Consider the following 22702-nt stretch of genomic DNA (forward strand, 5'->3'; position numbering starts at 1 on the left):
GCAGGCGCAGCGATAATTTTGAGATGCCGCTCACATTAACAGCAGTTTTCTTGATTAACTTTTCACCCCACCCGGTCAGAGAATAAGTAAATAACTGACGTAAGGCCACTTTTAGTATCCCACACGCCAGTAAAGGTTTATGTGATGGCATTCAACCTTTCAAAGTTGTATGACAGCATTCCTTTATTCTTGTTATACCAGAACCTGGCTGTTGCCAGACAAACGCGGCCATGAGCTTTCCTCCGGCTGACATTGTTAAAACGGTCAGAAAACGGGTATAACAACTCTACTATCAGCCCTCTTAACCCGGAGCCTCGATCATGGAACTGAGCGAATCGCGTCGCCTTTATCAACAGCTGGCAGCTGAACTGAAACGTCAGCTGGAGGCAGGCGAATATCTGGTGGGCGACAAGCTGCCCGCTGAGCGTTTTATTGCCGAGGAGATGGGCGTAAGCCGCACCGTGGTGCGCGAAGCGATCATCATGCTTGAGGTGGAAGGCTATGTTGACGTCCGCAAAGGATCCGGTATCCATGTGGTCGGTAATCAGCAGAAAAAAAGCGTTACGACCCACAGTCAGCTTGAGTTCGCCAATTTCGGCCCATTTGAGCTGTTGCAGGCACGGCAGCTGATTGAAAGTAATGTCGCAGAGTTCGCCGCCACCCAGGTGACACGCCAGCACATTATTCAGCTCATGGAAATTCAGGAGCAGGCGCGTAAAGAGGATCGCTTCCGCGATTCAGAATGGGATATGAAATTCCATGTGCAGATCGCTGCCGCGACACAAAACAGCGCGCTGGCGGCAATTGTTGAAAAGATGTGGTTACACCGTTTATATAACCCGTACTGGTTAAAACTGCATGAACATATTGATGACAAGTCGATCGAAAGCTGGTGCGACGACCATGACCAGATTCTTCAGGCGCTAATGCGCAAGGATCCGGCAGCCAGCAAACGAGCGATGTGGCAACACCTGGAAAATACGCGTCAGATGTTATTTCGCGCCACCAGTGATGATTTTGAAATAAATGTCGATCGCTATATGTTCGCCGAAAACCCAGTAATCACCCTCGAAAAACCAAAAGATTCTTAAAAAATACGCTATTTTTCTGTAAGGCTGATTATTTAAGCAAACTTGCATAAGTGTCAGCCTGTGTAAAGCTCCTTTCTGCTAATGCCATTGAACGGTAAAACAGCCTGGCGGTAGCAAGTTTCCCCTGTCTCAAATCGGTGGTTTTTGTTACAGTTAACTGTCTTTTTTTACCCTTTGCCACCGGGTGAAAAGAACGTGCGGCTTTTATGCACGAAATGCAGAGTGTCCCCTATTCGGCAGCAGGCTGCGCCAATTATAACGATCAAAATCCGCGTCAGCCTCCGCCTGAACTTGTCATCCGGCAAGCGTGTTTAACAATGATGTTCAGGAAGAATTAATGGATATTATGAGAGAGTTGCTGCATGCACTGTGGCAACAAGATTATGAAACCCTGGCCGATCCGACGCTGGTCTGGGCAATTTACGGCATACTGTTTATGATTTTGTTTCTCGAGAACGGCCTGCTGCCCGCAGCCTTTCTGCCAGGAGACAGCTTGCTGATTCTGGTAGGCGTATTGATCGCCAAAGGAACCATGAACTTCCCACTGACCATTCTTATCCTGACAACCGCAGCCAGCCTTGGGAGTTGGGTCGGTTACATACAAGGCAAGTGGCTGGGGAATACCGTCACGGTGCAGAAGTGGCTTTCCCATTTGCCCGCGCAGTACCATCAGCGGGCGCACCGTCTATTTCATCGTCATGGCCTTTCGGCACTGTTAATCGGCCGTTTTATTGCTTTTGTTCGTACCCTGCTGCCGACCATCGCGGGTTTGTCAGGCCTCAGCAATGCTCGCTTTCAGTTTTTTAACTGGATGAGCGCGCTACTTTGGATACTCATTCTGACGGTTATGGGCTTCGCATTAGGTAAAACGCCGATTTTTCGCAAATATGAAGATGAGGTGATGTTCTGCCTGATGCTGTTACCGTTGGTTTTACTGGTGTTTGGCCTGTTTGGTTCACTGTACGTTTTATGGCGCAACAAGCGAAATCCAGGTAGTGAGAAAGGAAACTCATAATGATCGTGTTACCCAAATGGACTACCGGGCGGCGGCGTCTGCTACCGTGGCTGGTGCTGGGCGCGCTGGCCTTATTAGCCGTTGTGCTAATGCCAGCACTGTACCGCCAGGAGACCGCTTTACAGATTAAAACATCCCGTCAGGGCATCTCACTACCGGATGGTTTTTATGTCTGGCAGCGCCTTAATGCGCAGGGCATTCAGATTAAGAGCATCACGCCTGACCGCGATTCACTGGTGATCAAATTTGACTCGCAGGAGCAGAGCCTGGCAGCGCAAAAGGCGTTGCAGCAGATACTGCCCTACGGGTTTGAGATAGCACAAATGGATGCGACCTCAAGCAAAAGCTGGTTCAGCCGCATCAGCTTTAATCCTCAGTCGGTTGGCTGAGATCTACCGCCGACGCTATGGTCGGCGGTCATAATTCCCCCACTTACACCCTCTGCTTTGAGCTTTCACCAATTTCTGACTATCCTTACAGGATAATGTCTGTTTTGCCTTATGGCCCAAAGCAGACTCAGGAATTTCCAGTGACGGGATTCTGCATAACGCCCGGCATATCAACAAAGGAAGGTAAAAGAACATGAAATTTCGCTTCGTTCTCTGTTTAGGTCTTTTCTCTCTCTCCGGCTTCGCTCAGGCAGCTGAACCGCTCTGCCAGCAGAAAGAGCAGGCTATTCAGCAACAGATCGATATCGCTCGTCAGCACGATAATCAACGTCGTGTGACCGGACTGGAGCGTGCGCTTACCGAAGCGCGTGCAGGCTGTACTGATGCCCGTCTTAAAGCTGAGCATCAGGAGAAGATTGAAAAACATAAGCACGAAGTTGCTGAACGTGAACGCGATTTGAGTGAAGCACGTGATAAAGGCGATAATGAAAAAATTGCCAAACGTGAGAAGAAACTGGCTGAAGCACGCGAAGAACTTAAACAAACAGAAGCAGCACCGTATTAACCGAAGTAACTGACTTAATCCAATGATAATAAGGAGTGTTTCATGTCAAAAGATACCACCTCAGAACACCTGCGCGCGGAATTAAAAAATCTGGCCGACACCCTGGAAGAAGTACTGAGCACCACCGGTGAAAAATCAAAAACCGAGCTGGACAAGCTGCGTACCAAGGCACGCGCCGCGCTGGATGAGTCACGTCACCGCCTGGGCGAATCTGGCGAGCGTATTGCACAGGGCACCCGCGAAGCAGCAGGACGCGCCGATGAGTATGTGCGTGAAAATCCATGGCATGGCGTCGGCATTGGTGCCGCTGTAGGCGTGGTGCTGGGCGTATTGCTGACGCGTCGTTAATATGGCCGACTCACAGCAAAGCCACGGCCCGGGCAAAGGGGTCATAAACATAGGACAGCGTATCATCACCACGCTGGTCGGCATGGTTGAAACCCGCGTGCGGCTGGCAGTGGTAGAGCTGGAGGAAGAGAAAGCCAATCTGCTGCAGATGCTGATGATGGTCGGATTAACCATGCTGTTCACCGCCTTCGGGTTGATGAGCTTGATGGTACTGGTCGTCTGGGCGGTCGATGCACAATATCGTCTGATGGCAATCGCCATCACTACCGGCGTATTGTTTGCACTGGCGCTGTTCTTTGGTCTGTGGGCGTTAAGCAAGTCGCGCAAATCGACGCTGCTGCGCGCCACGCGTAAAGAGCTGGAAACCGACCGCAAGCTGCTTGAGGATGACGGTGCATGAGCCGCCGCGAACGCGAACAGCGTAAGGCCGAACTGCTGGGCATTGTCCAGCAGCAACGCCTCGATCTGACCGCCGCTCGCCGCGACTGGCTGACGAGCACTGCTCGTTACGATAGCGGCTGGCTGACGCTGGTCAGCATGCGCCGCTATTTAGTTATAGGAAGTAGCGCGCTGGCCATCTGGTCCGCACGTAACCCAAGCTTCCTGCTGCGCTGGGCTAAGCGCGGCTTCGGTGCATGGAGCACCTGGCGGTTGATTCGTAAAAACCTGCCCGGTAGCCGATAACTCAGGGGCGGCGCTGTTGCCGCCCATTTCTCCCCTTGGTACTGCCCGCTTCACTGATTTCCTGCCATTTCTTCCAATTCAATTTTCTTGAATAACATCGACAGTATATCTCGCTTACAACCTTAATCATTCGCGATTATTATCTTCTTCAACGAAAGGACTCCAGCGCGTTTTGCCCGTGAGCCTTGTTACTTAGCTGGCTGACTTGTTCTGCCCATAATAAAAAACACGTTGGAGTAAATGATGAAAAAATTAGAAGATACCGGCTTACTGATCGCACGCATTCTGATGCCAATTCTGTTCATTACTGCAGGCTGGGGCAAAATCACCGGTTATGCCGGTACTCAGCAGTATATGGAAGCAATGGGTGTTCCAGGCTTCTTCCTGCCGCTAACCATCCTGCTGGAGTTCGGCGGCGGTCTGGCCATTCTGTTCGGCTTCCTGACCCGTACTACCGCACTGTTTACCGCTGGCTTTACTCTGCTGACCGCGTTTATTTTCCACAGCAACTTTGCTGAAGGCGTTAACCAGCTGATGTTTATGAAAAATCTGACCATTGCTGGCGGCTTCTTACTGTTAGGTATTACCGGTCCGGGCGCTTTCAGCATCGACCGCCTAATCAATAAAAAATGGTAACAGCGGTAGGTCTATACTCTAAATTATGACTGATACCAGGGCGAGGATGATTTCATCCTCGCCTCATTTATTTTGGAGGTTTTATGGGACTGTTAATTGACGGTGTCTGGCACGACAACTGGTATGACACTAAATCCACCGGTGGCCGCTTTAAGCGCTCTGAATCGGCTTACCGTAACTGGGTCACTGCCGATGGCTCAGCTGGCCCGACCGGCAGCGGCGGTTTTCGCGCCGAGCGCGACCGCTATCATCTGTATGTCTCACTGGCCTGCCCATGGGCGCACCGCACCTTGCTGATGCGCCAGTTGAAAGGGCTGGAAAATCTGATTTCGGTTTCAGTGGTACATCCGTTGATGCTGGAAAATGGCTGGACCTTTGATGACGATTTTCCTGCGGCTACCGGTGACAACCTGTTTCATAACGCGTTTCTTTATCAGCTCTATCTGCGCGCTGACAAAGAATATACCGGCCGCGTGACGGTCCCGGTATTATGGGATAAGCAGCAGAACACCATCGTCAGCAACGAGTCTGCTGACATCATCCGCATGTTTAACTCGGCATTCGATGGCGTGGGTGCCCGCGCGGGAGACTTCTATCCGCAGGATTTACGTGCCAGCATTGATGAACTGAACGGCTGGATTTATGACACCGTTAACAACGGCGTCTACAAAAGTGGCTTTGCCACCTCGCAGGAAGCCTACGACGAAGCCGTTACTTCGCTGTTTAGCTCGCTGGACCGCCTTGAGCAAATTTTGGGGCAGCATCGCTATCTGACCGGCGACCGTCTGACTGAAGCCGATCTGCGTCTGTGGACAACGCTGGTGCGCTTTGATCCGGTGTATGTCACCCATTTCAAATGTGACAAGCATCGTATTGGTGATTATCTGAATCTGAATGGCTTCCTGCGCGAGATTTATCAGATGCCGGGCATTGCGGAGACCGTCGATCTGGCGCATATCCGCCATCACTATTATTGCAGCCATAAAACTATCAATCCGCACGGCGTGATTTCCATCGGGCCAGCGTTTAACTGGGATGAGCCGCACGGGCGGGACCATCTTTAATGAGTGATATTGTCACGGGTGGCTTGAATGTCACCCTGTTCACTCTTTTTAGTACTCGTTAACGTAATCTTTCAGAGTATTGATGCTCATCACAAAAAAAACAATTCTTTAACTATTAACTTCTCATTAAGACTTTAATCGGTATATTACCTCAATATATTCAGGAGATTTACCTTATAGGGAATTAACAATGGGAAATGCATTCTGCACTGTTGATGATCTGGGTTTTCCTCATTTCAACGCTATAGATCTTATGCGTTATAAATTACTTCCAGGCAATCAGCGATTCGTTACTGGAGAAAATTACCTGTGGGCCTACAAAGCTGGATTTTTAGTTTATAACAGGCATGCAATTAGCCGATTTTCACAAGAAAACAACATACCAGAATTATTATTAGCAGGGGTTGCAGTTTCCGAAGTGGGAGGAAAACCAGATAGATTGAAAACATATGGTCTTCTTCAGTTTCGCCAGTTAATTGATATATTTAGAGGGAATAATAATCTCTCGAATGTTACATCCGTGGGTTCACTGGCAATACAGTTACGCGCAGCCGCCGAAGCTATTGGTATCGATCCCTCTAAGCTTAACCGAACACAGCAGTTTCAACTTTCAAATTGCTTACTTAACAATGATTACAATATACAGATCGTTGCTAAACATCTTCACGATTTAATCCTCTATGACTATCCTGATACTGACACACGCAATCTTAATGATGAACAGATTATCCTCGCGGGCTCACGCTACAATAGAGGGATCCAGCGAAAAAAACAGGACTTTATTGATTCCATTAATGCTCCAGTAGGTTCTCCGCTGCGAAAATATACAGAGTATGGACGCAGCATTATAAATAAGAGGAAGTCGATAGAGAATATAATGGACTTAGGAGAATGATCAGCTGGAAAAGAGTAACTGCCATCGGATATTTCTTTTTTTCATTATTAGTTATCTATATGATGTCTGTTTTTGATCATGAATATATGGTTGGAGAGGGAGCATTAACTAATATCTGCATTGCTTTTGAGAATTTGGTTTATGATGACACCCGAGATATCCTTGCTCCAGTAACATTTACTCTTATCATTCCATTCATCCACCTCTCCTTAAGAAGAAAGTTTAAATCCCTTTTTTATAATTTACTGTTAATATTCTTACTCACATTTTGGATATGGCGATTTTTTTTACGATTTTCTCTATGTTTTTAAATTATATTATATCAAAGACAAAATACAGCAGAGAGCCATTTATGGAACTCTGCTTGATGTAATCAGCTGTGCAGGATAGCAGAGAATAAACTCATCGCTGCTTTGCCAATAAACGCGGTATCTCACGCAGGCACCAGGCCTTCGCCTCACCCATACTGTCACGTCGCCATGCCATAATAATATCTACCTCACGGGAATATTCCGGGCTGACTACCCGCAAGCGCCCTTCAGCGATATCCTTTTCCACCAGCGGATAAGGCATGGTAGCAACGCCGAGACCGGCCAACAGCGCTTTGCGTTTATCATCAATCGAACTGACGGTTAAACGCTGCTGTTTGTCCAACAGCTGAACGGTTAACACCGGGCGCTCACGCGCAGTATCCGCCACCGCAATGCCGCGATATTTCACTCGCGTCACTTCGGACAGTGGCTCAGGCTCAAGATGGATCGGATGGTCCGGGCTGGCAACGTAGACGCTGACCATGCTGTAGAGTTTGCGAGTGTTAATCTCTGATGATGCGCGGAAATGCATATCCGGAGCGATAACAATATCCGCTCTGCCCTGTTCCAGCCGCTCCCAGGCACCCGCCAGCACTTCTGTCATCAGTGAAATTTGGGTATTCGCTTTTTCCGCCAGTTTATCAACCAGCGGGAACAGCAGCTGGCTGGGAACCAGCGCTTCAACCACAATTGTCAGATGAGTTTCCCAGCCGCGCGCCAGCGCTTCCGCATCGGTGGTTAATTTGTCCGCAGCCTCAAGCAGAACCCGCCCGCGCTCCAGCAGCATCCGGCCAACATTGGTGAATTTAGTTCGATGACCAGAACGGTCAAATAACACCACGTCCAGCTCTTCTTCCAGCTTTTGCATGGTGTAGCTTAGCGCAGACGGCACGCGCCCCAGCTCATCAGCGGCGGCGGCAAAACTGCCACGACGATCGATAGCATCCATCACCCGTAAAGCTTCTAACGTTAAGGCCCGATCTTTAGCCATCGCGATTCTCTGTCAGGAAATTTGAATATACCCAGCAGATTAACTGGCTAACAATCCTGCGTCCAGAAACTTACCATGGAATGATGATGAGCGTCCGCCACTCTGGGGCTGGACGACACTGGAGGTTAAAACAATTATGATTACATCACGTGCAGCGAACGAATGTGGCAAGGCCGATTATGGCTGGTTGCAGGGTCGCTATACTTTCTCTTTTGGACATTACTTTGATCCTGAACTGCTGGGCTATGCGTCGCTGCGAGTGCTGAATCAGGAAGTACTGGCACCAGCGGCATCCTTTCAGCCGCGCAGCTATCCGAAGGTGGATATCCTCAATTTAATTCTGCAAGGCGAAGCTGAATATCGCGACAGCGAAGGCAATCACACCAGCGCGCGCGCCGGGGAAGCCTTGCTGCTGTCTACTCAGGCTGGCGTCACCTGGAGTGAACACAACCTGAGCAAAGAGACGCCGTTGACGCGCCTGCAACTGTGGCTGGATGCCTGCCCGGAGCGGGAAAACCCGCTGATTCAACGCGTGAAAATCTCACCCCGCCAGTCGTATACTTTGCTGGCATCGCCTGATGGCGAACTGGGCAGCTTACAACTGCGTCAGCAGGTCTGGATACACCATATTGAGCTGCAACCCGGCGAAAGCTGGTCCACTAAACTGCATGGGCCGCGTGCTTATCTGCAATCGATTCATGGGTCCTTACAAGCAGAGACGCAGTCTCAGCAACAGCAAACGCTGGTCTGTGGCGATGGGGCTTTTATTAAAGAAGAGCAGCATGTGTCGCTGGTTGCCGCAACGCCGCTACGGGCGTTGGTGATTGATTTGCCGGTATAATTTTATCCGGGAGCCATTTTCGGCTCCCGTGCGGCACAGGCGGCGAGAACGCCGCCACACTGGTTACTTCAGAATGGTAAACGCAGTAGTCACGTGTTTCACACCCCCTACGCGGCTGGCGATATCCGCTGCGGCCTTCGCTTCCTGCTCGGTCACCAGACCCAGTAAGAATACTTCGCCGTTTTCAGTCGTCACCTTCACGTTGGACGACTTCACCTGATCGCTGCCCAGTAACTGGGAACGGACTTTAGTGGTAATCCAGGTGTCGGAAGAGGCGGTGCCGAGACTCACTTTTGGCCCCTGGCGAATCTCATTGTAAACCTCAGTTGCGCCATCCACACCCAACGCAATCTGTTTCGCCCGGCCCGCAGTATCGGCACTCGGCGCCTGGCCGGTCAGCAGAACTTTGCCCTGATAGGCGGTCGCGACGATATGCGCATCTTTCTTAATCTGTTCGTCTTTCGCCAGCGCGTTACTGACGCGTAGCTCCAGCGTTCCATCATCAACCTGAGTACCCACCGTGCGTGGATCAGTGGCCGTTTTAGTGGCTACGGCTGCGCTACCCACAACCACTGCTGCACAACCCTGTAGCATCAGCGCGGTAAGAATAACTGCACATGCAGATAATGCCTTCATTTTTGCTCCTTCAAACATCCTGGTGGGGAAATAAGGTGTTATCTATCAAATCGCACAGGCAATTCACGGTTAACATGTGCATTTCCTGTATCCTTGAGCTGCGGTGTGAAGGGATGCGGATCTCCACATCCTGTGGCCCCAGCAAACCGGCCAGCTCACCGCCGTCGTAACCGGTAAGTGCGATAATCGTCATATCGCGCGTTACCGCCGCCTCAACGGCTTTGACGATATCGCGGCTGTTACCACGGGTGGAAATCGCCAGCAGCACATCACCGGCATGACCCAGCGCGCGCACCTGCTTGGCGTAAATCTCTTCATGCAGGCGATCGTTACCAATCGCGGTTAACAGTACGTTGTCGGCGCTGAGCGCAATCGCCGGTAAGCTCGGGCGCTCAGTCTCAAAGCGATTAATCATGCTGGCGGCAAAATGCTGAGCATTGGCACTTGAGGTTCCGTTACCACAGCTCAGGATTTTGTTGCCATTCAGCAGAGACTGCACCATGGTCATCGCAGCACGCGAGATGGCATCCGGCAAGGCTTCTGCCGCAGCAATCTGCGTTTGAATACTTTCGGTAAAACAAGCTTTAATTTTTTCCAGCACGGTTTTTCACCCGGTTCTAATCTTCTGCATTAAACGCGTCGGGCAACCACTCAAGCTGATTCCCGGTGATGGCAACAACATCAAAACGACAGTCGAGCGTATCAAAACTGGCATTGCGCATCGCCAGCCAGATGGCTGCCGCCCGAAGTAACTTCTGCTGCTTCTGCCGCGTCACGCTGGCAGCGGCGCCACCGAAACGGTCGTTACGACGATAGCGAACCTCAACAAACACCCAGCGCTGCTGGTCGCGCATGATGAGGTCCAGCTCTCCGCCACGAAAACGCACGTTGGCGGCTTCAAATATCAACCCGGCCTGTTCCAGATGGCGGCGGGCTATCAACTCATAGCCCGCCCCTTGTTGCTGGCGACTCAGTTGGCCGGAACGATTTGTCCCTGACGATACTGGCTCCATGTCAACTTCCTGTTGATGACGCAATCCTGAGTGGCGCTTAGCTTGCCGGTGTTGCCATCAATCTGGAAACCAGGCAGCTGACGCATTTCACTAAAGTGGTTAGCCAATGTCCAGGCATCAATGCCCATCGCATAAAGGCGTACCAACGAGTAATCATTATTAAATGTTCTTGCTGCCTGCTGCATCAAACCTGGGTTAGCCCCGGTCAGCAACGGAATATCGCTGAACTGCAGCCCTTCCATCTCCAGACGGAAATCCGGGCCTGAGCCTGCCTGGAAGCTACGAGAACTGGCATACAGCGCCACATTATCACGGCTGCTGACGCGCATCGCTATCATCGGCTTAATCAGCTGCAACTCATCCTGCGTTGAGACAATATAGGTCGCATCCACATTGCCGGAAGAGCTCTGCACCGGCGCATCACTCGGCGGCGCCGGGATGGTCAGGCCAGCAATGGTCACACCCTGCGGCTGTTCTTGCGGCGCACTGACTGGCGTGCCGGTCAGACGAATACCCGCTCCGCTGTTAATCCCCTGCTTCAGTTCACCGGTGGAACCAAACTGCTGCCTGAGTACCGTGCTTCCTCCCAGCTTCTGCCATTCGCTGGCAAAGGCATTGGTCACACGATCGCCCAGCGAGCCGCGAGGCACCAGTAACAGTGGCGATCGTTTACCCTGCTCCCAGATATGATGCGCAGCATCGCGCGCTTCGTCTTCAGGAGAAAGCGCAAAATAGCAAAGATTCGGACGGTTCTGGATTTTTTCAGGCTCATTCAGCGCCAGCACATTGAGTGGCGTCTGGCTGTCAGCCAGTTGCTCAACGTTGTTTTTCAGCAGCGGGCCTACCACCAGCGTCGCGCCATCCTGCTGCGCCTGCGCCAGCAGCTGTGGCAGCGGCTGAGCACTGGTATCGTAGACTTTCACTTCGGCATTGCTGGCAGGCGCAGTAGCGACCGACTGCGAACTGGCGGGCGCAACCGGCTGATTCTGTTGCTGTTCGCTGTCATCACCTGGCTGAATGGCTGACGGGCTGACCACGGCATTCGCATCGTTTTCTGCTGGCGTTGCAGAAGCGTTCTCTGTCGGCTGAGCCTCCGCTGCTGGCGGTGGCGCATTCAGCACGCCATTTTTCGCATCGTTAAAGCCTTTCTGGATGGCGCTGGCAAACACCTGGGCCTGACCGTTCAGCGGCAGTAACAGCGCAATTTTACCGGTTGAAGCCTGCTGGAAGTTCTGTACCTGCCCCAGCGCCGTCGGCAACATTTTCGCCGCCGGGTTCTGCGGGTAACGCGTCTGCCAGTCGGTGATGCCCGCTTTCAGCATATCCGGGTCCTGACGGTTGGCATGATAAACACTTTGCAGATCAAGCCAGCCTTGCAGGACATTTTCATCGGCGTTAATCACCAGACTATTCGCCTGTTCCGGCGTCATTTGCGTCAGCGCCTGCCAGGTAGCATCAATATTTTTCTGCTTATCAGCACCCTGCAACAGCGGTTCCTGTGCGATAAAAGCACGTAACAGCGTCAGGGAAGGCTTGCCCTGATTCGCATTGATCTGCAACTGCCAATAGCGCGCCTGCTGATCTTTCGACAATGAAGCGGGGTCGAGTTTATCCAGCACGCTCTGTGCACTGGCCACATCCTGGCGTGAAATCGCCAGCTGCGCGTTGAGTAGCTGCACTTCCTGACTCTGGCTGTCGCTCAATGTTTTCGGTAGCTGAGTGAACTGCTGGTTGGCCTGCGGATACTTCCCTTCATTCAACAATGCACGTATGGCAAGTAATTGCCAGTCAGCCTTGTTATCATCGGAGCTTTGCTGCACTTGTTGCAGATAATAGTCGGAAGTCCTGGTAGCAGGTCCCTGGACATCCGCACCTGGAGTTTGCGGTGCCTGACCAGTACAAGCTGCTAAAATTAGCCCGGCCAGAAGAACAGGCACGAAGCGTCCTGCTTTATTACGAACGACTTTTGAAGGAAGCATACTGTATCCAGTGATGTTTTTTTCAAGATGCTCAATATTAAATCGGCAATGCGGATGAAACAATGAAACAACTCGATCGGGCAGACATTTCTGCCAGCACGCTCTATATCGTTCCTACGCCGATTGGTAATCTGGGTGATATCACCCAGCGTGCCCTGACGGTACTCACGAGCGTCGATCTGATCGCTGCGGAAGATACACGTCATACCGGGCTGTTGCTACAACATTTCGCCATCAATGCTCGCCTGTTCGCACTCCATGATCATAATGAACAACAGAAAGCAGAACAGCTGCTGGCGAAGCTGCAGGAAGGCCAAAGCATAGCGTTAGTTTCCGATGCAGGCACGCCATTGATCAACGATCCTGGCTATCATCTGGTGCGCCGCTGTCGCGAAGCCGGTATCCGGGTGGTGCCACTGCCAGGAGCCTGCGCGGCGATTACCGCCTTAAGCGCGGCGGGATTACCGTCAGACCGTTTCTGTTACGAAGGGTTTCTGCCAGCGAAAAGCAAAGGCCGGTGCGACACGCTGCGTGCACTTGAGCAGGAGCCGCGCACGCTGATTTTCTACGAATCCACTCACCGCCTGCTGGACAGCCTGCAGGATATTGCCACAGTGCTGGGTGAAGATCGCTATGTGGTGCTGGCGCGTGAAATCACCAAAACCTGGGAATCGATTCAGGGTGCACCGATTGGCGAACTGCTGGCGTGGGTTAAAGAGGATGAAAATCGCCGTAAGGGCGAAATGGTGCTCATTATCGAAGGCTTTAAAGCGCCAGCTGACGATGCTCTGCCAGCTGAAGCACTGCGCACGCTGGCGCTGTTACAGGCTGAATTACCGCTGAAAAAGGCCGCCGCGCTGACCGCCGAGATCCACGGCGTGAAAAAAAATGCGCTGTATAAGTATGCGCTGGAACAGCAAGAGGGGTGACAAACCGCGCCGAATGCCCTATTATCCGCGCCGAAGCTGACCAGACAGTCGCCGCTTTGTTGCCGTCCTCTTTCGGGGGGAGACAGACAGAGGGGAGGAAAGTCCGGGCTCCATAGGGCAGGGTGCCAGGTAACGCCTGGGGGGTGATGAGCCTACGACCAGTGCAACAGAGAGCAAACCGCCGATGGCCCATTTATGGGATCAGGTAAGGGTGAAAGGGTGCGGTAAGAGCGCACCGCGCGGCTGGCAACAGTCCGTGGCACGGTAAACTCCACCCGGAGCAAGGCCAAATAGGGGTTCACTTGGTACGGCCCGTACTGAACCCGGGTAGGCTGCTTGAGCCAGTGAGCGATTGCTGGCCTAGATGAATGACTGTCCACGACAGAACCCGGCTTATCGGTCAGTTTCACCTCTTTAAGACCCCGCTTCGGCGGGGTTTTTGCTTTTCGTGAGCGCGGGATAGGGCTTTGCTACGGTGTTCAGCTACCTCGGCACAAATGAACTATTCCTGCTTCCTGATGCAGTAACTTGCTCCATTCACCACTTATCTGGCTGAAATCATCCATATAGCCATTTACCGGCCTTTGCTGACTCAGCAAACATCTTGACTGTCAGAGGTTGTTTATCCTGCCCGATCGGCTCTGCATTAAACCATCGCCGCATATAACACGCTGTTTTCCAGGGAAAATAGTGCTCCAACGTGAACCCTGCCGGATCAACATTAAATTCCCTGAAGTATTTATTAGCCATTTCAGCAACATCATCTGCTTCGTGTAGTTGCTGAAGAGGGGAATCGATCCCCACGGGAACTTTCTTTAGCAGAATGGTGGTAACAAGGGGTAACTCACTCTGGATGAATTCATAAACAACTTTTTCAATATTATTATTCACCAGATTTTATCCTCGTTTCGAACCAACACATTGTACTTACTCGCTGTTCTGAAACTTATTTGGCTGACGTCATTTGCCAGGATTATCCACCCCAGCACGGGTGCTGCTCGCCCAACAAAAGCCCCCATATTGTTGACCCAAAAAACTTATAAGCCATTAAGTGAAATAGATTTTTTTGTCAGCGTAGGTAAAACTCTATTCTGGAATCTATAGCTTAGATATTTTCGCGAATAAACTGACGCATCAGAGGTTCCGGGTGTAGCACTGCCTGGCTTACCGGGTACATCAATACCATTATGTCCCATCAGCAACGCGGCTACTCCAGCAATATCCTGAATACCTAATTGCTTCTCAGTCTCCTCAATAAGTATCCAGAAAAGTAACTCCATAGCTGTGATATTGTTTAATCCTCGATAAAAATAGATACCATTCAACTCTTCAATAGTATCCATTCCATAAATGCTTTTATGTTAAAAAAACCAACATTACAGGTGTTTTTTATACTTTCCAGCTTTCAACTGACGTGAGGTCAAAGATCTGTTCAGCAACAGAGATTCCACCTTTCTACAAACGACTCAGGCAATCAATCGCTACGGCCTTAAAGCTGGCGAAATCCTTGCTATCACGCAGTCGTGTCATCGCCCTTTCGCGCATAAAGGTGACGAACAGATCGTAAATCGCCATCGCCTCTTCATATTCAGTTTTACTGATCGCCAGCAGAAATATCACACTGGCGGTTTCGTCGCCCCACTGAATGCCCTGCGGTGCCAGCACGGTGTAAACCACGGTTTTACGCGCCTGCAAGCCGAGGGCGTGCGGCAGCGCAATGCCCTCCCCCAGCATGGTGCTGACAATGGCTTCGCGCTCTTCCACTGAGGCACAGAACGTCTCATCGACAACCCCTTCCTGCTGCAACTGTTCGCACAGCATATGAAACAGCTGCGACCGATCCATTGGCCGATCGATAATACGGAAATGTGCCGCGTCGAAGAACTTTTCCAGCATATACGGGCGTGTACGATCGACCAGCACCTGTTTGCCAATCTGCTCCAGCTGATAATCAGTCGGGAACGGTGACATCACGACCACCGGCTTATCTTTCTCCGTCAGCCGCGCGGTGGTAATAACGAAATCTTCCTCGATTACATTCAGCTGTTCATAATCGCGCAGCGAGATAATCTGCTGCACCACAATTTGCGGATATTTGCGCATTAACATCGCCTGAATCATACGCACCGTCGAGTTACCGGTATCGCATACCAGCATCACCTGCGGATGACGCTGATAACCAACGTTATAATGCCGCTCCAGCCCGACGCCAATGTGCAGCACCAGAAAACCGATTTCGTTTTCACTGATCGCGTAAGGCGTATATTTTCCCCAGCTCGAAACCGCCGCCAGCGTTACGTCATAGGCCATGGGATAGTGCTGTTTAATATTGGCTAACAGTGGGTTAGGAATATTAATCTGGTAGCGCACGCGGGTGATCATGGTCTTGATATGGGTCAGCAGGTCAGCGCGCAGCTGAGCATCGTTTTGCAGGTTAAAATTATAGTGGTGGTTGATATAACTCAGAATGTAATCGACCAGCGTATCACCATCATCCGGGCTGATGGCGCTGGGGGCAATATCCTGCACCCGCCGCGCGGCAATATTAACGCGTAAGTAAGCCTCTTCAGCCGGTGAGATCGCTTTGCCGGTGATCGGCCGCATCAGATTGATAATATGCCGCGCTGCATCACGCACATCATCATCAACATCCTCGGCGCTAAACTCGGTCAGCGGATAGCCCTCGCTAATACGCCGGACCGCTACCGCACAGTAGAGCCGCAGATAGTGCTCGCTGTCGTCGGTCATTCGTATATGAAAGCGAGAGAAGCACTGATGCAGCAGCGGCTGTAGCGTCTCCAGCATTCCGCTGTTCAGCGCCTCCAGCGTCAGCAGCGGGCTCTCATTGGCCTCTTGCGAAATCTGGTACAACAGGTCAGTCAGACAGGCGCGAATCGACACTTCGCTGCCAAACAGCTTCATACCGTAGCGCGGCTTGGTTTCAATCGCCAGCTGGTAGCGGTTCAGCCAATCTCTCACTTCAGCCATATCGCTTTGCAGCGTAGCCCGGCTGACAAACCACTCTTCCGCCAGATCTTCCAGCTTAAGCGAGAAAGCTGAGGTGAGAAAACGGGTTAACAGATAGTGCACGCGGTCTGCCGAAGTTCGCGGTATGCGCAGATGCGAAGGCGCGGACTGCAACAAGCGGCCATAGCGGGCAGCATCGTCGATTTTTAACTGATAGCCTTCGCTGCGGCTCAGTACAAAGTGCGCGCCGTGCTCCACCAGCAGCTGGTTCAGCGCGCTGATATCGGTGCGTACGGTACGCGTTGAGACGGCAAATCGGCGCGCCAGCTCATCCTGCGGCAGCATTTCGTTTTGCAGCGCATCAAACAGCTGCGCCAGTCGTTGATTGGGAAATCTCACGTTACCTGCCCCTTTCAATCCGGGCGGCGGCGGTGTCACCGCCCGGTGGATGTTATGCCAGCAATTGTTTGGTTATCGCTAATAATGTCGCCACATCTGCCGGACGAGTATTGCCGGTTTCTTTATCAATAATCGAGCTATAGATATGCGGAATGATTTTGCTGACGCCCGCATCCAGCGCAATCTTCAGAATCGCCTGATAGTTTTCCAGATCGATTCCACCGGTCGGCTCCAGCCAGAAATCATGTTCGGCACAGGCTACGGCGACCGCGCTAAACTCATCGATAGATTTCAGGCCACCCATTGGGAAATACTTCACCGAACTGCCGCCCATATCTTTCAGCAGCGCGATGGCGGTGGCGATCGGTACAACCGCGTCTGCCTGCTGTGAACTCAGCGGGCCGGTGGAGATTTTCACCTGCCCCGGCGTACCGGTTGGCGAAATCAGTCCGTTAACCACCGTCTGCTGCTGCCCGAGCAGCGCACGGCTGGTTGCCACGCCGGTAAATACCTGATTAACATGCTGCGGCTGAATCTGGCGAGCAATTTCACTGACCATCGCCGACTGATTCGGATCGCCCGCACCCAGCCCGACCGACAGCGCGTTATCAATCAGCGCGGCATACTGGCGCATATCCGCCACCGCGCTTTCCACGCTGGTATAGTTTTTCGACAGCACGCCAACCAGCACATGTCCTTCTGCCGCCTGCCAGATATCCTGCGCATTCTGCTTAGAGCCAGCGAGGACATTAAGACATACGCGGTCTTGATAAAATTTCGGCGTTAGCGTCATGCGATTTTCTCTCCTGATAACAAAGCTTTAATGCAGATATAGATGGTCTCAAGCTGCTCTGACGATACGCTGCGCACATCCACTTCCACCAGCCCTTCATTGGCTTTATAACCACGGAAATAGATGGCGATTTCACCGGTTTTCAGCGCCTGCACCAGCTCACCAGTGGTGCGGCCAATCAGCGCCTCGTCGCAATGAATTTCCGCGCGGGCGATATCGCGCCCGGCGGCATCCCACACCACGCGCGCGCTGATGCCGTTCAGCGTATTCAGGTTATCGATAAATGGCGTCATCTTTTCGACCATCTGCGCGCCGGTCACTTTCTCCTGCGTCAGATAGTTTTCAATCGCCTGCGTCAGGCCAAGAATGCCCTCTTTACCCACCTTCATCGCCCGACCAATGCCCGCCGACTGACGCTTGACCCAGCCAATGTACTGCTGCTTGCCAACCACCAGACCACTGGTTGGCCCTTCAATCGCCTTCGCGCCGCTGTAAATCACCAGATCGGCACCCACGCGGTAGTAGCACTGCAAATCCTCTTCCGCCGCCGCATCAACAATCAACGGCACGCCGTGCTTGCGCGCCACGACCGCCGCCTGCTCAACGCTGAGATGACTCTTCTGCACGCAATGATGAGATTTGATATACAGAATTGCAGCAGTTTGCCGGGTAATGGCCGCCGACAGCTGCTGCGGCGAACATTCGTTGGCGTACCCGGCTTCTACCAGTCGCCCGCCGCCCATCGTTACCATCGTGCCAACCGGCGCACCAAAATTAACGTTATGCCCTTTTGGCAGTACGATATCGTGCGGCACCTCCAGCGGCGCGGCGTGCAGATTTTCCAGCAGCCAGTCATCGTCTTTCACAATCACTGCCGCTACCGATTGTGCCAACCCGGCCGAGGCACAGGAGACCACCACTGCATCTTCGGCATTCAGTAAATCAGCGATATACGCACCGGTTTTATCAACCAGATCTTTCATCTCAAAATAGTGATTAAGGCCATAGTTAACCGTATCGACCACCGACTTGTCCGGTGTTGATACGCCGAGAATGGTCATGCGCCCGGAGGCATTAATCACTTGCTTTAACTGATATTTTTCATAGATCGAAGTCATGACTGGCTTTTCCTTCATCGGTCACAATCCACTGGCCCGCGACCACCGCCGCTAATGGCACCAGATGTTTCTCGCCCTCAACGCTCTCCCCTTCGGAGTCAACAAATGGGCGAGTTTCCGTTTTGACGGTAAAAATGGTCAGGTCAGCGTCGAAACCTGTTTCAAGGCGACCTTTGCTCCTCAGCCGCAGACCCTGCGCAGCGTTGACGGTAACGCAGTCAATCACCTGCGGCAGCGTCATCCCGACGCTGAAGAATTTCGACATCACGTGTGCCAGGTTGTGCACCGGGCCACTGATGCGGTTGCGGCAGTAAATATCAGAGCTGATGGTGTCCGGCAGAATGCCCTGCGCAATGGCAACGCGCGCCACTTCAAAGCTGAAGCTGGCACTGCCGTGGCCGACATCCAGCCGCACGCCGCGCTGAATCGCCCGCTGAATTGACGCGCGCAGCTGTCCGGCTGGCGTCAGAATGCGGTTCGGCTTGCCGTTGTAGCAGTGGGTGATGATGTCACCAGCGGTCAATAAATCGGCAATCTCATCCAGATTCGGCGGGTTATTGCCAATATGCACCATCAGCGGCAGATCGCCGTTATCATGCTGAATCTCTTTAGCGCGCTGCAGTGGCTTGATGCCGTTATTTCCCACCACGCTGCTGCTGATACGCGCTTTAATGCCGAGAATAAAATTGGGCAGGCGCTGCACCGCTTCACGCACTCCAGCCTTGTCGATCTGGCTCATATCTGCCAGCTCGTTCTGAGTGACGATGCCGGTGCGGGCAATGTTCAGCAGTGCATATACCTGGGTGCTGGCGTTGCGCGTCAGCTGATAAAAATCATCAATATCATCAGCACCGGTGCTGCCGGCATCAACCACCGTGGTCACTCCGGTGCTGACGCCAATTGCATCTGCTTCATCGTGATAAATCGGAGATTTGACGTAACAGTGCACATGCGAATCAATCCAGCCTGCGCTGAGGTAGTAGCGACCGGCTAAATCGCGCTGCTGACGCGCTTCGCCGTGTATCTCGCCAATTGCGGCAATTTTGCCGTCGAGCAGCGCAATATCCATTACGCTTTCATCACTGAGCCGCGCACGGCGAATAATCAGATCGAACATGATAACTCCCTGCTTATCATTACGACGGGAGCCAAAAGCGGCGCCCTGGAGAATCGGGACTAGCCGATCGCCACCGGAAACATTGCGCCGAGGATCATCGCGCCTAAAATCGCTCCGCCGGTGATCGGTTTACCCCACAGGTAGAACAGCAGCGAGCCGACCAGCGAGCCGATACCAATCGGAATCGACGCGGCCATTGCCGACAGGATGATCAGCGGGCCAAGAAAACGGCCAGACGCATTACCGGCCCCCATCATGACGTCGGCACCATAGGTTGAGTTGCTCTGGTTGATGGTGAACTTACGCGCCAGGATAATGACATAGCCAATCGCCAGGCCAATCACCAGACCGGTAACCAGCGAAGCAGCAAAGTTTGCCACTGGAAAGATTATGCCCGCGCCCAACAGCAGCGCCGGCACGCCCAGCCCGACGCCGGTCTGAATCGCACCACCGATATCGAGAATCCCCACCAGCGAACCTTCGATAATGCGTGCAAACAGAAAGCTGGCACCAAAGGCCGCCACCGCGCCGTAAACGCCAGTATCCATTCCGGCACGCAGCATTGAAACAAACGCCACTTCGTTAAACGCCCCGATGCCATACAGGTAGTACATATGCGTACCGGCAAACACCCCTGATGAGAGCAGGCCGACAAAAATTGGGAAAGACCAGTCGGCATACCAGAAGCCGCTTTTCGTATCGCTCATTGCCATCTTCCTCGTTACTTACCGCTCAGGGAGTTGTGGATCATGTCGAGCCAGCCAGGAACGCCAAGCTGGAATGACTGCAACAGTTTCATATCGAAGCCGCGGAAGAAGCCGCTCAGTACAAACAGCAGTACGATGGCGAACATCATCACTTTCGTGACTTTGTTCCAGCCGCTCTCTTCGACCCCTTTACCGATCAGAATTCCCAGCACCAGCCCCGGCACCGCATTACCCATAATCAGCTGCGACAGGCCGCCAAATATGGTCGCCCAGAAGCCTGATTTTTTACCGGCATCAATGGCAGCCAGCCAGAAGATCACCGGCATCACGGTGTTAACCAGCAGGTTAGCCGCAGGCACCAGCACTTTAATCGCCGTCACCTGTAACGCGGCCGGCACCGCTGAGGCGGTCGAATTAAGAAATGCCACGACGATCATGCCGATGATGCCGCAGGCAATGGCCATCTTTTTCGGATCGTGCATCGTCTGCGCAACACTTCGGTTTTTAACCATCAATGCCGCTGCGCCCCAGTGGGGAATAATGCGATGGTCAACGTCCTGGGTAAAAGCGCCCGCCGCCACCGAAGAAGCCCAGGCGTTAAAGAAAAAACCCAGACCGAAAGAGAAATGAGAGGCAGGATCGCCCTCACAGGAGTTCAGTTCACCCAGCGTACGAAATGCGCCCATCCCCTGCGTGGTGGGGGCATGGAACATACGCGCCGCACCGGCACCGACGCCCACACCGACCAGCGCGCCGATGATTAACGATTTAAATAAAATGATTAAAAACATCAGTCTTTCCTTTGGTTTTATCGCCCAACGTTTTTAGTTCGTGTCGAACTGCACCTTATCGGTATCAATCACCGTTACGTTGACGGTAATCTCCAGCTCTACGCTGTAGCTCCGTCGCTCGCGCGCCAGAAAGAAGAACAGGAATTTCTCTTTTCTGACGCTCTCCCGCGCCCGAATCACCCGCACGTCCTGTGGCTCGATGCGCAACAGAATTTTATCGGTAGAACGCAGTACCGTGCTCTGCACCCGGCTGAGCGCATCGGCAAAGGCTTTACCTTTAGCATCGCCCTTGCCGCTTACCGTCACCGTGGTGGTGAATTGTTCTTTCATCGTTAGCCGCCGTGTTTTTTGTTCCAGGCCTGCACCAAACGTTCACCCAGCTCTTCTTTATCCATAAAACCAAAGCCCAGCACGGTGCAGCCTTCGTTAATCGCGGTCACACCTTCATCGACTGAACGCATCCCGTGCTTCGCTTTGTAGCCATATTTATTCTGAGCGGTGATCGCGCCTGCACCGCCGCTGCCGCAGAATGAAATACCGAAGGTGGCGTTTTCAGCCTTCATCACGTCACCCAGCTTCATATCTGCCGCCACGCCCGGCACCACCACCGCACGACCACCGGCTTTTTCTACGCCGGCGGCAACTTTCTGACCTTTACCTAAACGATCGCCAATCACTACGGTTACTTGTGTCATCTTGAGTTCCTTAACATTTTGATTCAGATAATATTTTGATAGAGACGGTGATAACGCTACCCCTGGATGGCATTGTTCTCTTTGGCCACTTCGAAGTGGACGGACAGCAGCCAGGCTTCTTCTTTTGGCAGATTGCCGAACAGATCGACGATCTGCTGCGCCAGCTGCATTGACTGCTCTGAGATATCCTCAAACAGATCCTGTTCTACCTCAGGCAGTGGTTCACCGCTGAGTGAACGCAGTGCCATCGCCCGAACATGGGAGGCCAGCATCTGCTGCTGTACCGCATTAGGATGAATCGCCCTGGCGACAAACACGTCATTAATTTGCCCCATTACTCTGTCAGCCAGCGCCTGGATCGCTTCCGTGCTGGTGGCAGAATTGTCCGCCATCGCTGCGTTTTTCACCTTTACACCCCTATTTGCCACAACAGCTCAGTGTTGATAATTCGCGTTGCAAATAAATTACCGCTGCGGCACGACTCTGTGTAGACCGACTTTTTCCGTTTCGAAACGGAAATCGTGCCGGAATAAGCGAGTCAGTTCGCAAAAACGTTATTTCATGCAAATACAGCCGAATAATTGGGAGCTAAATCACATTTATCAGCCTGTTAGCGGCGAAGTGTGCAGAAAGCGGCAGAGAAAAAAAAAGATAAATAAAATCAGCGAGTAAAATATAAGAAAGGGTTATGGCATAAAAAAAGCGGCCCCGAATGGCGCCGCCTGTCA

28 protein-coding genes, 1 other RNA gene and 1 pseudogene are annotated in these 22702 nt (G+C 52.3%); 14 read left to right on the forward strand and 16 right to left on the reverse strand.

Annotated features, from left to right (window positions below):
* Nucleotides 1-320 precede the first annotated feature (320 nt).
* The 11 genes from exuR (at nt 321) to RIN69_RS22990 (ending at nt 6998) form a co-directional block, all read left to right on the forward strand.
* Nucleotides 321-1091 (forward strand): transcriptional regulator ExuR, encoded by a 771-nt coding sequence (gene exuR / locus RIN69_RS19515; protein WP_313853892.1) that lies wholly within the window; start codon nt 321-323, stop codon nt 1089-1091.
* Nucleotides 1092-1428: 337 nt separating this feature from the next.
* Nucleotides 1429-2106, forward strand: coding sequence for a DedA family protein (locus RIN69_RS19520; protein ID WP_313853893.1), 678 nt, complete (start codon nt 1429-1431; stop codon nt 2104-2106).
* Nucleotides 2106-2495 (forward strand): EnvZ/OmpR regulon moderator MzrA, encoded by a 390-nt coding sequence (gene mzrA, locus RIN69_RS19525; protein ID WP_313853895.1) that lies wholly within the window; start codon nt 2106-2108, stop codon nt 2493-2495. Before RIN69_RS19520 ends, mzrA begins: the two co-directional genes overlap by 1 nt.
* Before the next feature lie 193 nt (nt 2496-2688).
* Entirely contained in the window at nt 2689-3060 is a 372-nt protein-coding gene (locus RIN69_RS19530) for a DUF1090 domain-containing protein (RefSeq protein WP_313853897.1), read from the forward strand.
* 42 nt (nt 3061-3102) lie between these two features.
* Nucleotides 3103-3408, forward strand: a complete 306-nt coding sequence (locus RIN69_RS19535) for a DUF883 family protein (RefSeq protein ID WP_313853899.1) — start codon at nt 3103-3105, stop codon at nt 3406-3408.
* 1 nt (nt 3409) lies between these two features.
* Nucleotides 3410-3808 (forward strand): phage holin family protein, encoded by a 399-nt coding sequence (locus RIN69_RS19540; RefSeq protein ID WP_313853901.1) that lies wholly within the window; start codon nt 3410-3412, stop codon nt 3806-3808.
* Nucleotides 3805-4092: a YqjK-like family protein gene (locus tag RIN69_RS19545; RefSeq protein ID WP_313853902.1), complete on the forward strand. Its 288-nt coding sequence runs from the start codon at nt 3805-3807 to the stop codon at nt 4090-4092. The genes RIN69_RS19540 and RIN69_RS19545 overlap by 4 nt, the downstream gene beginning before the upstream one ends.
* Before the next feature lie 243 nt (nt 4093-4335).
* Complete coding sequence (locus RIN69_RS19550; RefSeq protein WP_313857815.1) at nt 4336-4728, forward strand: DoxX family protein; 393 nt, start codon at nt 4336-4338, stop codon at nt 4726-4728.
* Nucleotides 4729-4811: 83 nt separating this feature from the next.
* Nucleotides 4812-5792: a glutathione S-transferase family protein gene (locus RIN69_RS19555; RefSeq protein WP_313853905.1), complete on the forward strand. Its 981-nt coding sequence runs from the start codon at nt 4812-4814 to the stop codon at nt 5790-5792.
* A 190-nt stretch (nt 5793-5982) separates the two neighbouring features.
* Nucleotides 5983-6687, forward strand: coding sequence for a hypothetical protein (locus tag RIN69_RS19560; protein ID WP_313853906.1), 705 nt, complete (start codon nt 5983-5985; stop codon nt 6685-6687).
* 62 nt (nt 6688-6749) lie between these two features.
* Nucleotides 6750-6998: a DUF2645 family protein gene (locus RIN69_RS22990; RefSeq protein WP_390902554.1), complete on the forward strand. Its 249-nt coding sequence runs from the start codon at nt 6750-6752 to the stop codon at nt 6996-6998.
* A gap of 91 nt (nt 6999-7089) precedes the next feature.
* On the opposite strand, the gene RIN69_RS19565 is transcribed toward RIN69_RS22990, so the two are convergent.
* Nucleotides 7090-7989 carry a LysR family transcriptional regulator gene (locus RIN69_RS19565; RefSeq protein WP_313853907.1) on the reverse strand — a complete coding sequence of 300 codons (900 nt, stop codon included), beginning with the start codon at nt 7987-7989 and terminating at the stop codon, nt 7090-7092.
* Nucleotides 7990-8125: 136 nt separating this feature from the next.
* Here RIN69_RS19565 and RIN69_RS19570 point away from each other — a divergent pair, with 136 nt between their 5' ends.
* Complete coding sequence (locus RIN69_RS19570) at nt 8126-8830, forward strand: pirin family protein (RefSeq protein WP_313853908.1); 705 nt, start codon at nt 8126-8128, stop codon at nt 8828-8830.
* Between the two features lie 63 nt (nt 8831-8893).
* Here the strand turns inward: RIN69_RS19570 and dolP are convergent, their stop codons facing one another.
* Genes dolP through RIN69_RS19590 form a run of 4 tightly spaced genes read right to left on the reverse strand, consistent with a single transcriptional unit; the run spans nt 8894 to nt 12458 of the window.
* The gene (dolP, locus tag RIN69_RS19575; RefSeq protein WP_313853910.1) at nt 8894-9466 is read right to left on the reverse strand and encodes a division/outer membrane stress-associated lipid-binding lipoprotein; all 573 of its coding nucleotides are present in this window, start codon (nt 9464-9466) and stop codon (nt 8894-8896) included.
* A gap of 10 nt (nt 9467-9476) precedes the next feature.
* Complete coding sequence (diaA, locus tag RIN69_RS19580; RefSeq protein ID WP_052902921.1) at nt 9477-10067, reverse strand: DnaA initiator-associating protein DiaA; 591 nt, start codon at nt 10065-10067, stop codon at nt 9477-9479.
* Between the two features lie 16 nt (nt 10068-10083).
* Nucleotides 10084-10479, reverse strand: a complete 396-nt coding sequence (locus tag RIN69_RS19585; protein WP_313853914.1) for a YraN family protein — start codon at nt 10477-10479, stop codon at nt 10084-10086.
* On the reverse strand, nt 10437-12458 hold the full coding sequence (locus RIN69_RS19590) for a penicillin-binding protein activator (RefSeq protein WP_313853916.1): 2022 nt from the start codon (nt 12456-12458) through the stop codon (nt 10437-10439). Before RIN69_RS19590 ends, RIN69_RS19585 begins: the two co-directional genes overlap by 43 nt.
* Before the next feature lie 62 nt (nt 12459-12520).
* Between RIN69_RS19590 and rsmI the strand changes: the two genes are divergently transcribed.
* Both rsmI and rnpB read left to right on the forward strand, forming a co-directional pair.
* Nucleotides 12521-13387 (forward strand): 16S rRNA (cytidine(1402)-2'-O)-methyltransferase, encoded by an 867-nt coding sequence (rsmI, locus tag RIN69_RS19595; protein ID WP_313853917.1) that lies wholly within the window; start codon nt 12521-12523, stop codon nt 13385-13387.
* A 32-nt stretch (nt 13388-13419) separates the two neighbouring features.
* Nucleotides 13420-13799, forward strand: an RNA gene (gene rnpB / locus RIN69_RS19600) — RNase P RNA component class A.
* Nucleotides 13800-13945: 146 nt separating this feature from the next.
* Here rnpB and RIN69_RS19605 read toward each other — a convergent pair.
* From RIN69_RS19605 to RIN69_RS19655, 11 genes and pseudogenes are all read right to left on the reverse strand, one after another.
* Entirely contained in the window at nt 13946-14278 is a 333-nt protein-coding gene (locus tag RIN69_RS19605; protein WP_313853918.1) for a DUF1493 family protein, read from the reverse strand.
* Nucleotides 14275-14730, reverse strand: a pseudogene (locus RIN69_RS19610) (STM2901 family protein). The gene RIN69_RS19605 and the pseudogene RIN69_RS19610 overlap by 4 nt, the downstream one beginning before the upstream one ends.
* Nucleotides 14731-14842: 112 nt before the next feature.
* Complete coding sequence (locus tag RIN69_RS19615; protein ID WP_313853920.1) at nt 14843-16753, reverse strand: BglG family transcription antiterminator; 1911 nt, start codon at nt 16751-16753, stop codon at nt 14843-14845.
* 52 nt (nt 16754-16805) lie between these two features.
* Nucleotides 16806-17546, reverse strand: a complete 741-nt coding sequence (gene dagF, locus RIN69_RS19620) for a 2-dehydro-3-deoxy-phosphogluconate aldolase (protein ID WP_313853922.1) — start codon at nt 17544-17546, stop codon at nt 16806-16808.
* On the reverse strand, nt 17543-18664 hold the full coding sequence (locus RIN69_RS19625) for a DgaE family pyridoxal phosphate-dependent ammonia lyase (RefSeq protein ID WP_313853923.1): 1122 nt from the start codon (nt 18662-18664) through the stop codon (nt 17543-17545). The genes dagF and RIN69_RS19625 overlap by 4 nt, the downstream gene beginning before the upstream one ends.
* A complete protein-coding gene (locus tag RIN69_RS19630) occupies nt 18648-19781 on the reverse strand; it encodes an amidohydrolase/deacetylase family metallohydrolase (RefSeq protein WP_313853924.1) in 1134 nt (377 codons plus the stop codon). Before RIN69_RS19630 ends, RIN69_RS19625 begins: the two co-directional genes overlap by 17 nt.
* A 59-nt stretch (nt 19782-19840) precedes the next feature.
* On the reverse strand, nt 19841-20488 hold the full coding sequence (locus tag RIN69_RS19635; protein ID WP_313853925.1) for a DUF4310 family protein: 648 nt from the start codon (nt 20486-20488) through the stop codon (nt 19841-19843).
* Between the two features lie 14 nt (nt 20489-20502).
* The gene (locus tag RIN69_RS19640) at nt 20503-21279 is read right to left on the reverse strand and encodes a DUF4311 domain-containing protein (protein WP_313853926.1); all 777 of its coding nucleotides are present in this window, start codon (nt 21277-21279) and stop codon (nt 20503-20505) included.
* A 33-nt stretch (nt 21280-21312) separates the two neighbouring features.
* Nucleotides 21313-21609: a DUF4312 family protein gene (locus tag RIN69_RS19645; RefSeq protein WP_313853927.1), complete on the reverse strand. Its 297-nt coding sequence runs from the start codon at nt 21607-21609 to the stop codon at nt 21313-21315.
* A gap of 2 nt (nt 21610-21611) precedes the next feature.
* Entirely contained in the window at nt 21612-21974 is a 363-nt protein-coding gene (locus tag RIN69_RS19650) for an SFCGS family glycine-rich protein (RefSeq protein ID WP_313853928.1), read from the reverse strand.
* 56 nt (nt 21975-22030) lie between these two features.
* Nucleotides 22031-22366, reverse strand: coding sequence for a glycine dehydrogenase (locus RIN69_RS19655; protein ID WP_313853929.1), 336 nt, complete (start codon nt 22364-22366; stop codon nt 22031-22033).
* Nucleotides 22367-22702: the final 336 nt, after the last annotated feature.

Source organism: Winslowiella toletana, assembly GCF_032164335.1.
Taxonomy (GTDB): Bacteria; Pseudomonadota; Gammaproteobacteria; order Enterobacterales; family Enterobacteriaceae; genus Erwinia; species Erwinia toletana_A.

Excerpts from the sequence above, each read along its gene's own strand:
- exuR (WP_313853892.1), top strand. The coding sequence starts at position 321 with ATGGAACTGAGCGAATCGCGTCGCCTTTATCAACAGCTGGCAGCTGAA.
- RIN69_RS19520 (WP_313853893.1), top strand. The coding sequence starts at position 1,429 with ATGGATATTATGAGAGAGTTGCTGCATGCACTGTGGCAACAAGATTAT.
- mzrA (WP_313853895.1), top strand. The coding sequence starts at position 2,106 with ATGATCGTGTTACCCAAATGGACTACCGGGCGGCGGCGTCTGCTACCG.
- RIN69_RS19530 (WP_313853897.1), top strand. The coding sequence starts at position 2,689 with ATGAAATTTCGCTTCGTTCTCTGTTTAGGTCTTTTCTCTCTCTCCGGC.
- RIN69_RS19535 (WP_313853899.1), top strand. The coding sequence starts at position 3,103 with ATGTCAAAAGATACCACCTCAGAACACCTGCGCGCGGAATTAAAAAAT.
- RIN69_RS19540 (WP_313853901.1), top strand. The coding sequence starts at position 3,410 with ATGGCCGACTCACAGCAAAGCCACGGCCCGGGCAAAGGGGTCATAAAC.
- RIN69_RS19545 (WP_313853902.1), top strand. The coding sequence starts at position 3,805 with ATGAGCCGCCGCGAACGCGAACAGCGTAAGGCCGAACTGCTGGGCATT.
- RIN69_RS19550 (WP_313857815.1), top strand. The coding sequence starts at position 4,336 with ATGAAAAAATTAGAAGATACCGGCTTACTGATCGCACGCATTCTGATG.
- RIN69_RS19555 (WP_313853905.1), top strand. The coding sequence starts at position 4,812 with ATGGGACTGTTAATTGACGGTGTCTGGCACGACAACTGGTATGACACT.
- RIN69_RS19560 (WP_313853906.1), top strand. The coding sequence starts at position 5,983 with ATGGGAAATGCATTCTGCACTGTTGATGATCTGGGTTTTCCTCATTTC.
- RIN69_RS22990 (WP_390902554.1), top strand. The coding sequence starts at position 6,750 with ATGTCTGTTTTTGATCATGAATATATGGTTGGAGAGGGAGCATTAACT.
- RIN69_RS19565 (WP_313853907.1), bottom strand. The coding sequence starts at position 7,989 with ATGGCTAAAGATCGGGCCTTAACGTTAGAAGCTTTACGGGTGATGGAT.
- RIN69_RS19570 (WP_313853908.1), top strand. The coding sequence starts at position 8,126 with ATGATTACATCACGTGCAGCGAACGAATGTGGCAAGGCCGATTATGGC.
- dolP (WP_313853910.1), bottom strand. The coding sequence starts at position 9,466 with ATGAAGGCATTATCTGCATGTGCAGTTATTCTTACCGCGCTGATGCTA.
- RIN69_RS19585 (WP_313853914.1), bottom strand. The coding sequence starts at position 10,479 with ATGGAGCCAGTATCGTCAGGGACAAATCGTTCCGGCCAACTGAGTCGC.
- RIN69_RS19590 (WP_313853916.1), bottom strand. The coding sequence starts at position 12,458 with ATGCTTCCTTCAAAAGTCGTTCGTAATAAAGCAGGACGCTTCGTGCCT.
- rsmI (WP_313853917.1), top strand. The coding sequence starts at position 12,521 with ATGAAACAACTCGATCGGGCAGACATTTCTGCCAGCACGCTCTATATC.
- dagF (WP_313853922.1), bottom strand. The coding sequence starts at position 17,546 with ATGACGCTAACGCCGAAATTTTATCAAGACCGCGTATGTCTTAATGTC.
- RIN69_RS19625 (WP_313853923.1), bottom strand. The coding sequence starts at position 18,664 with ATGACTTCGATCTATGAAAAATATCAGTTAAAGCAAGTGATTAATGCC.
- RIN69_RS19630 (WP_313853924.1), bottom strand. The coding sequence starts at position 19,781 with ATGTTCGATCTGATTATTCGCCGTGCGCGGCTCAGTGATGAAAGCGTA.
- RIN69_RS19635 (WP_313853925.1), bottom strand. The coding sequence starts at position 20,488 with ATGAGCGATACGAAAAGCGGCTTCTGGTATGCCGACTGGTCTTTCCCA.
- RIN69_RS19640 (WP_313853926.1), bottom strand. The coding sequence starts at position 21,279 with ATGTTTTTAATCATTTTATTTAAATCGTTAATCATCGGCGCGCTGGTC.
- RIN69_RS19645 (WP_313853927.1), bottom strand. The coding sequence starts at position 21,609 with ATGAAAGAACAATTCACCACCACGGTGACGGTAAGCGGCAAGGGCGAT.
- RIN69_RS19650 (WP_313853928.1), bottom strand. The coding sequence starts at position 21,974 with ATGACACAAGTAACCGTAGTGATTGGCGATCGTTTAGGTAAAGGTCAG.
- RIN69_RS19655 (WP_313853929.1), bottom strand. The coding sequence starts at position 22,366 with ATGGCGGACAATTCTGCCACCAGCACGGAAGCGATCCAGGCGCTGGCT.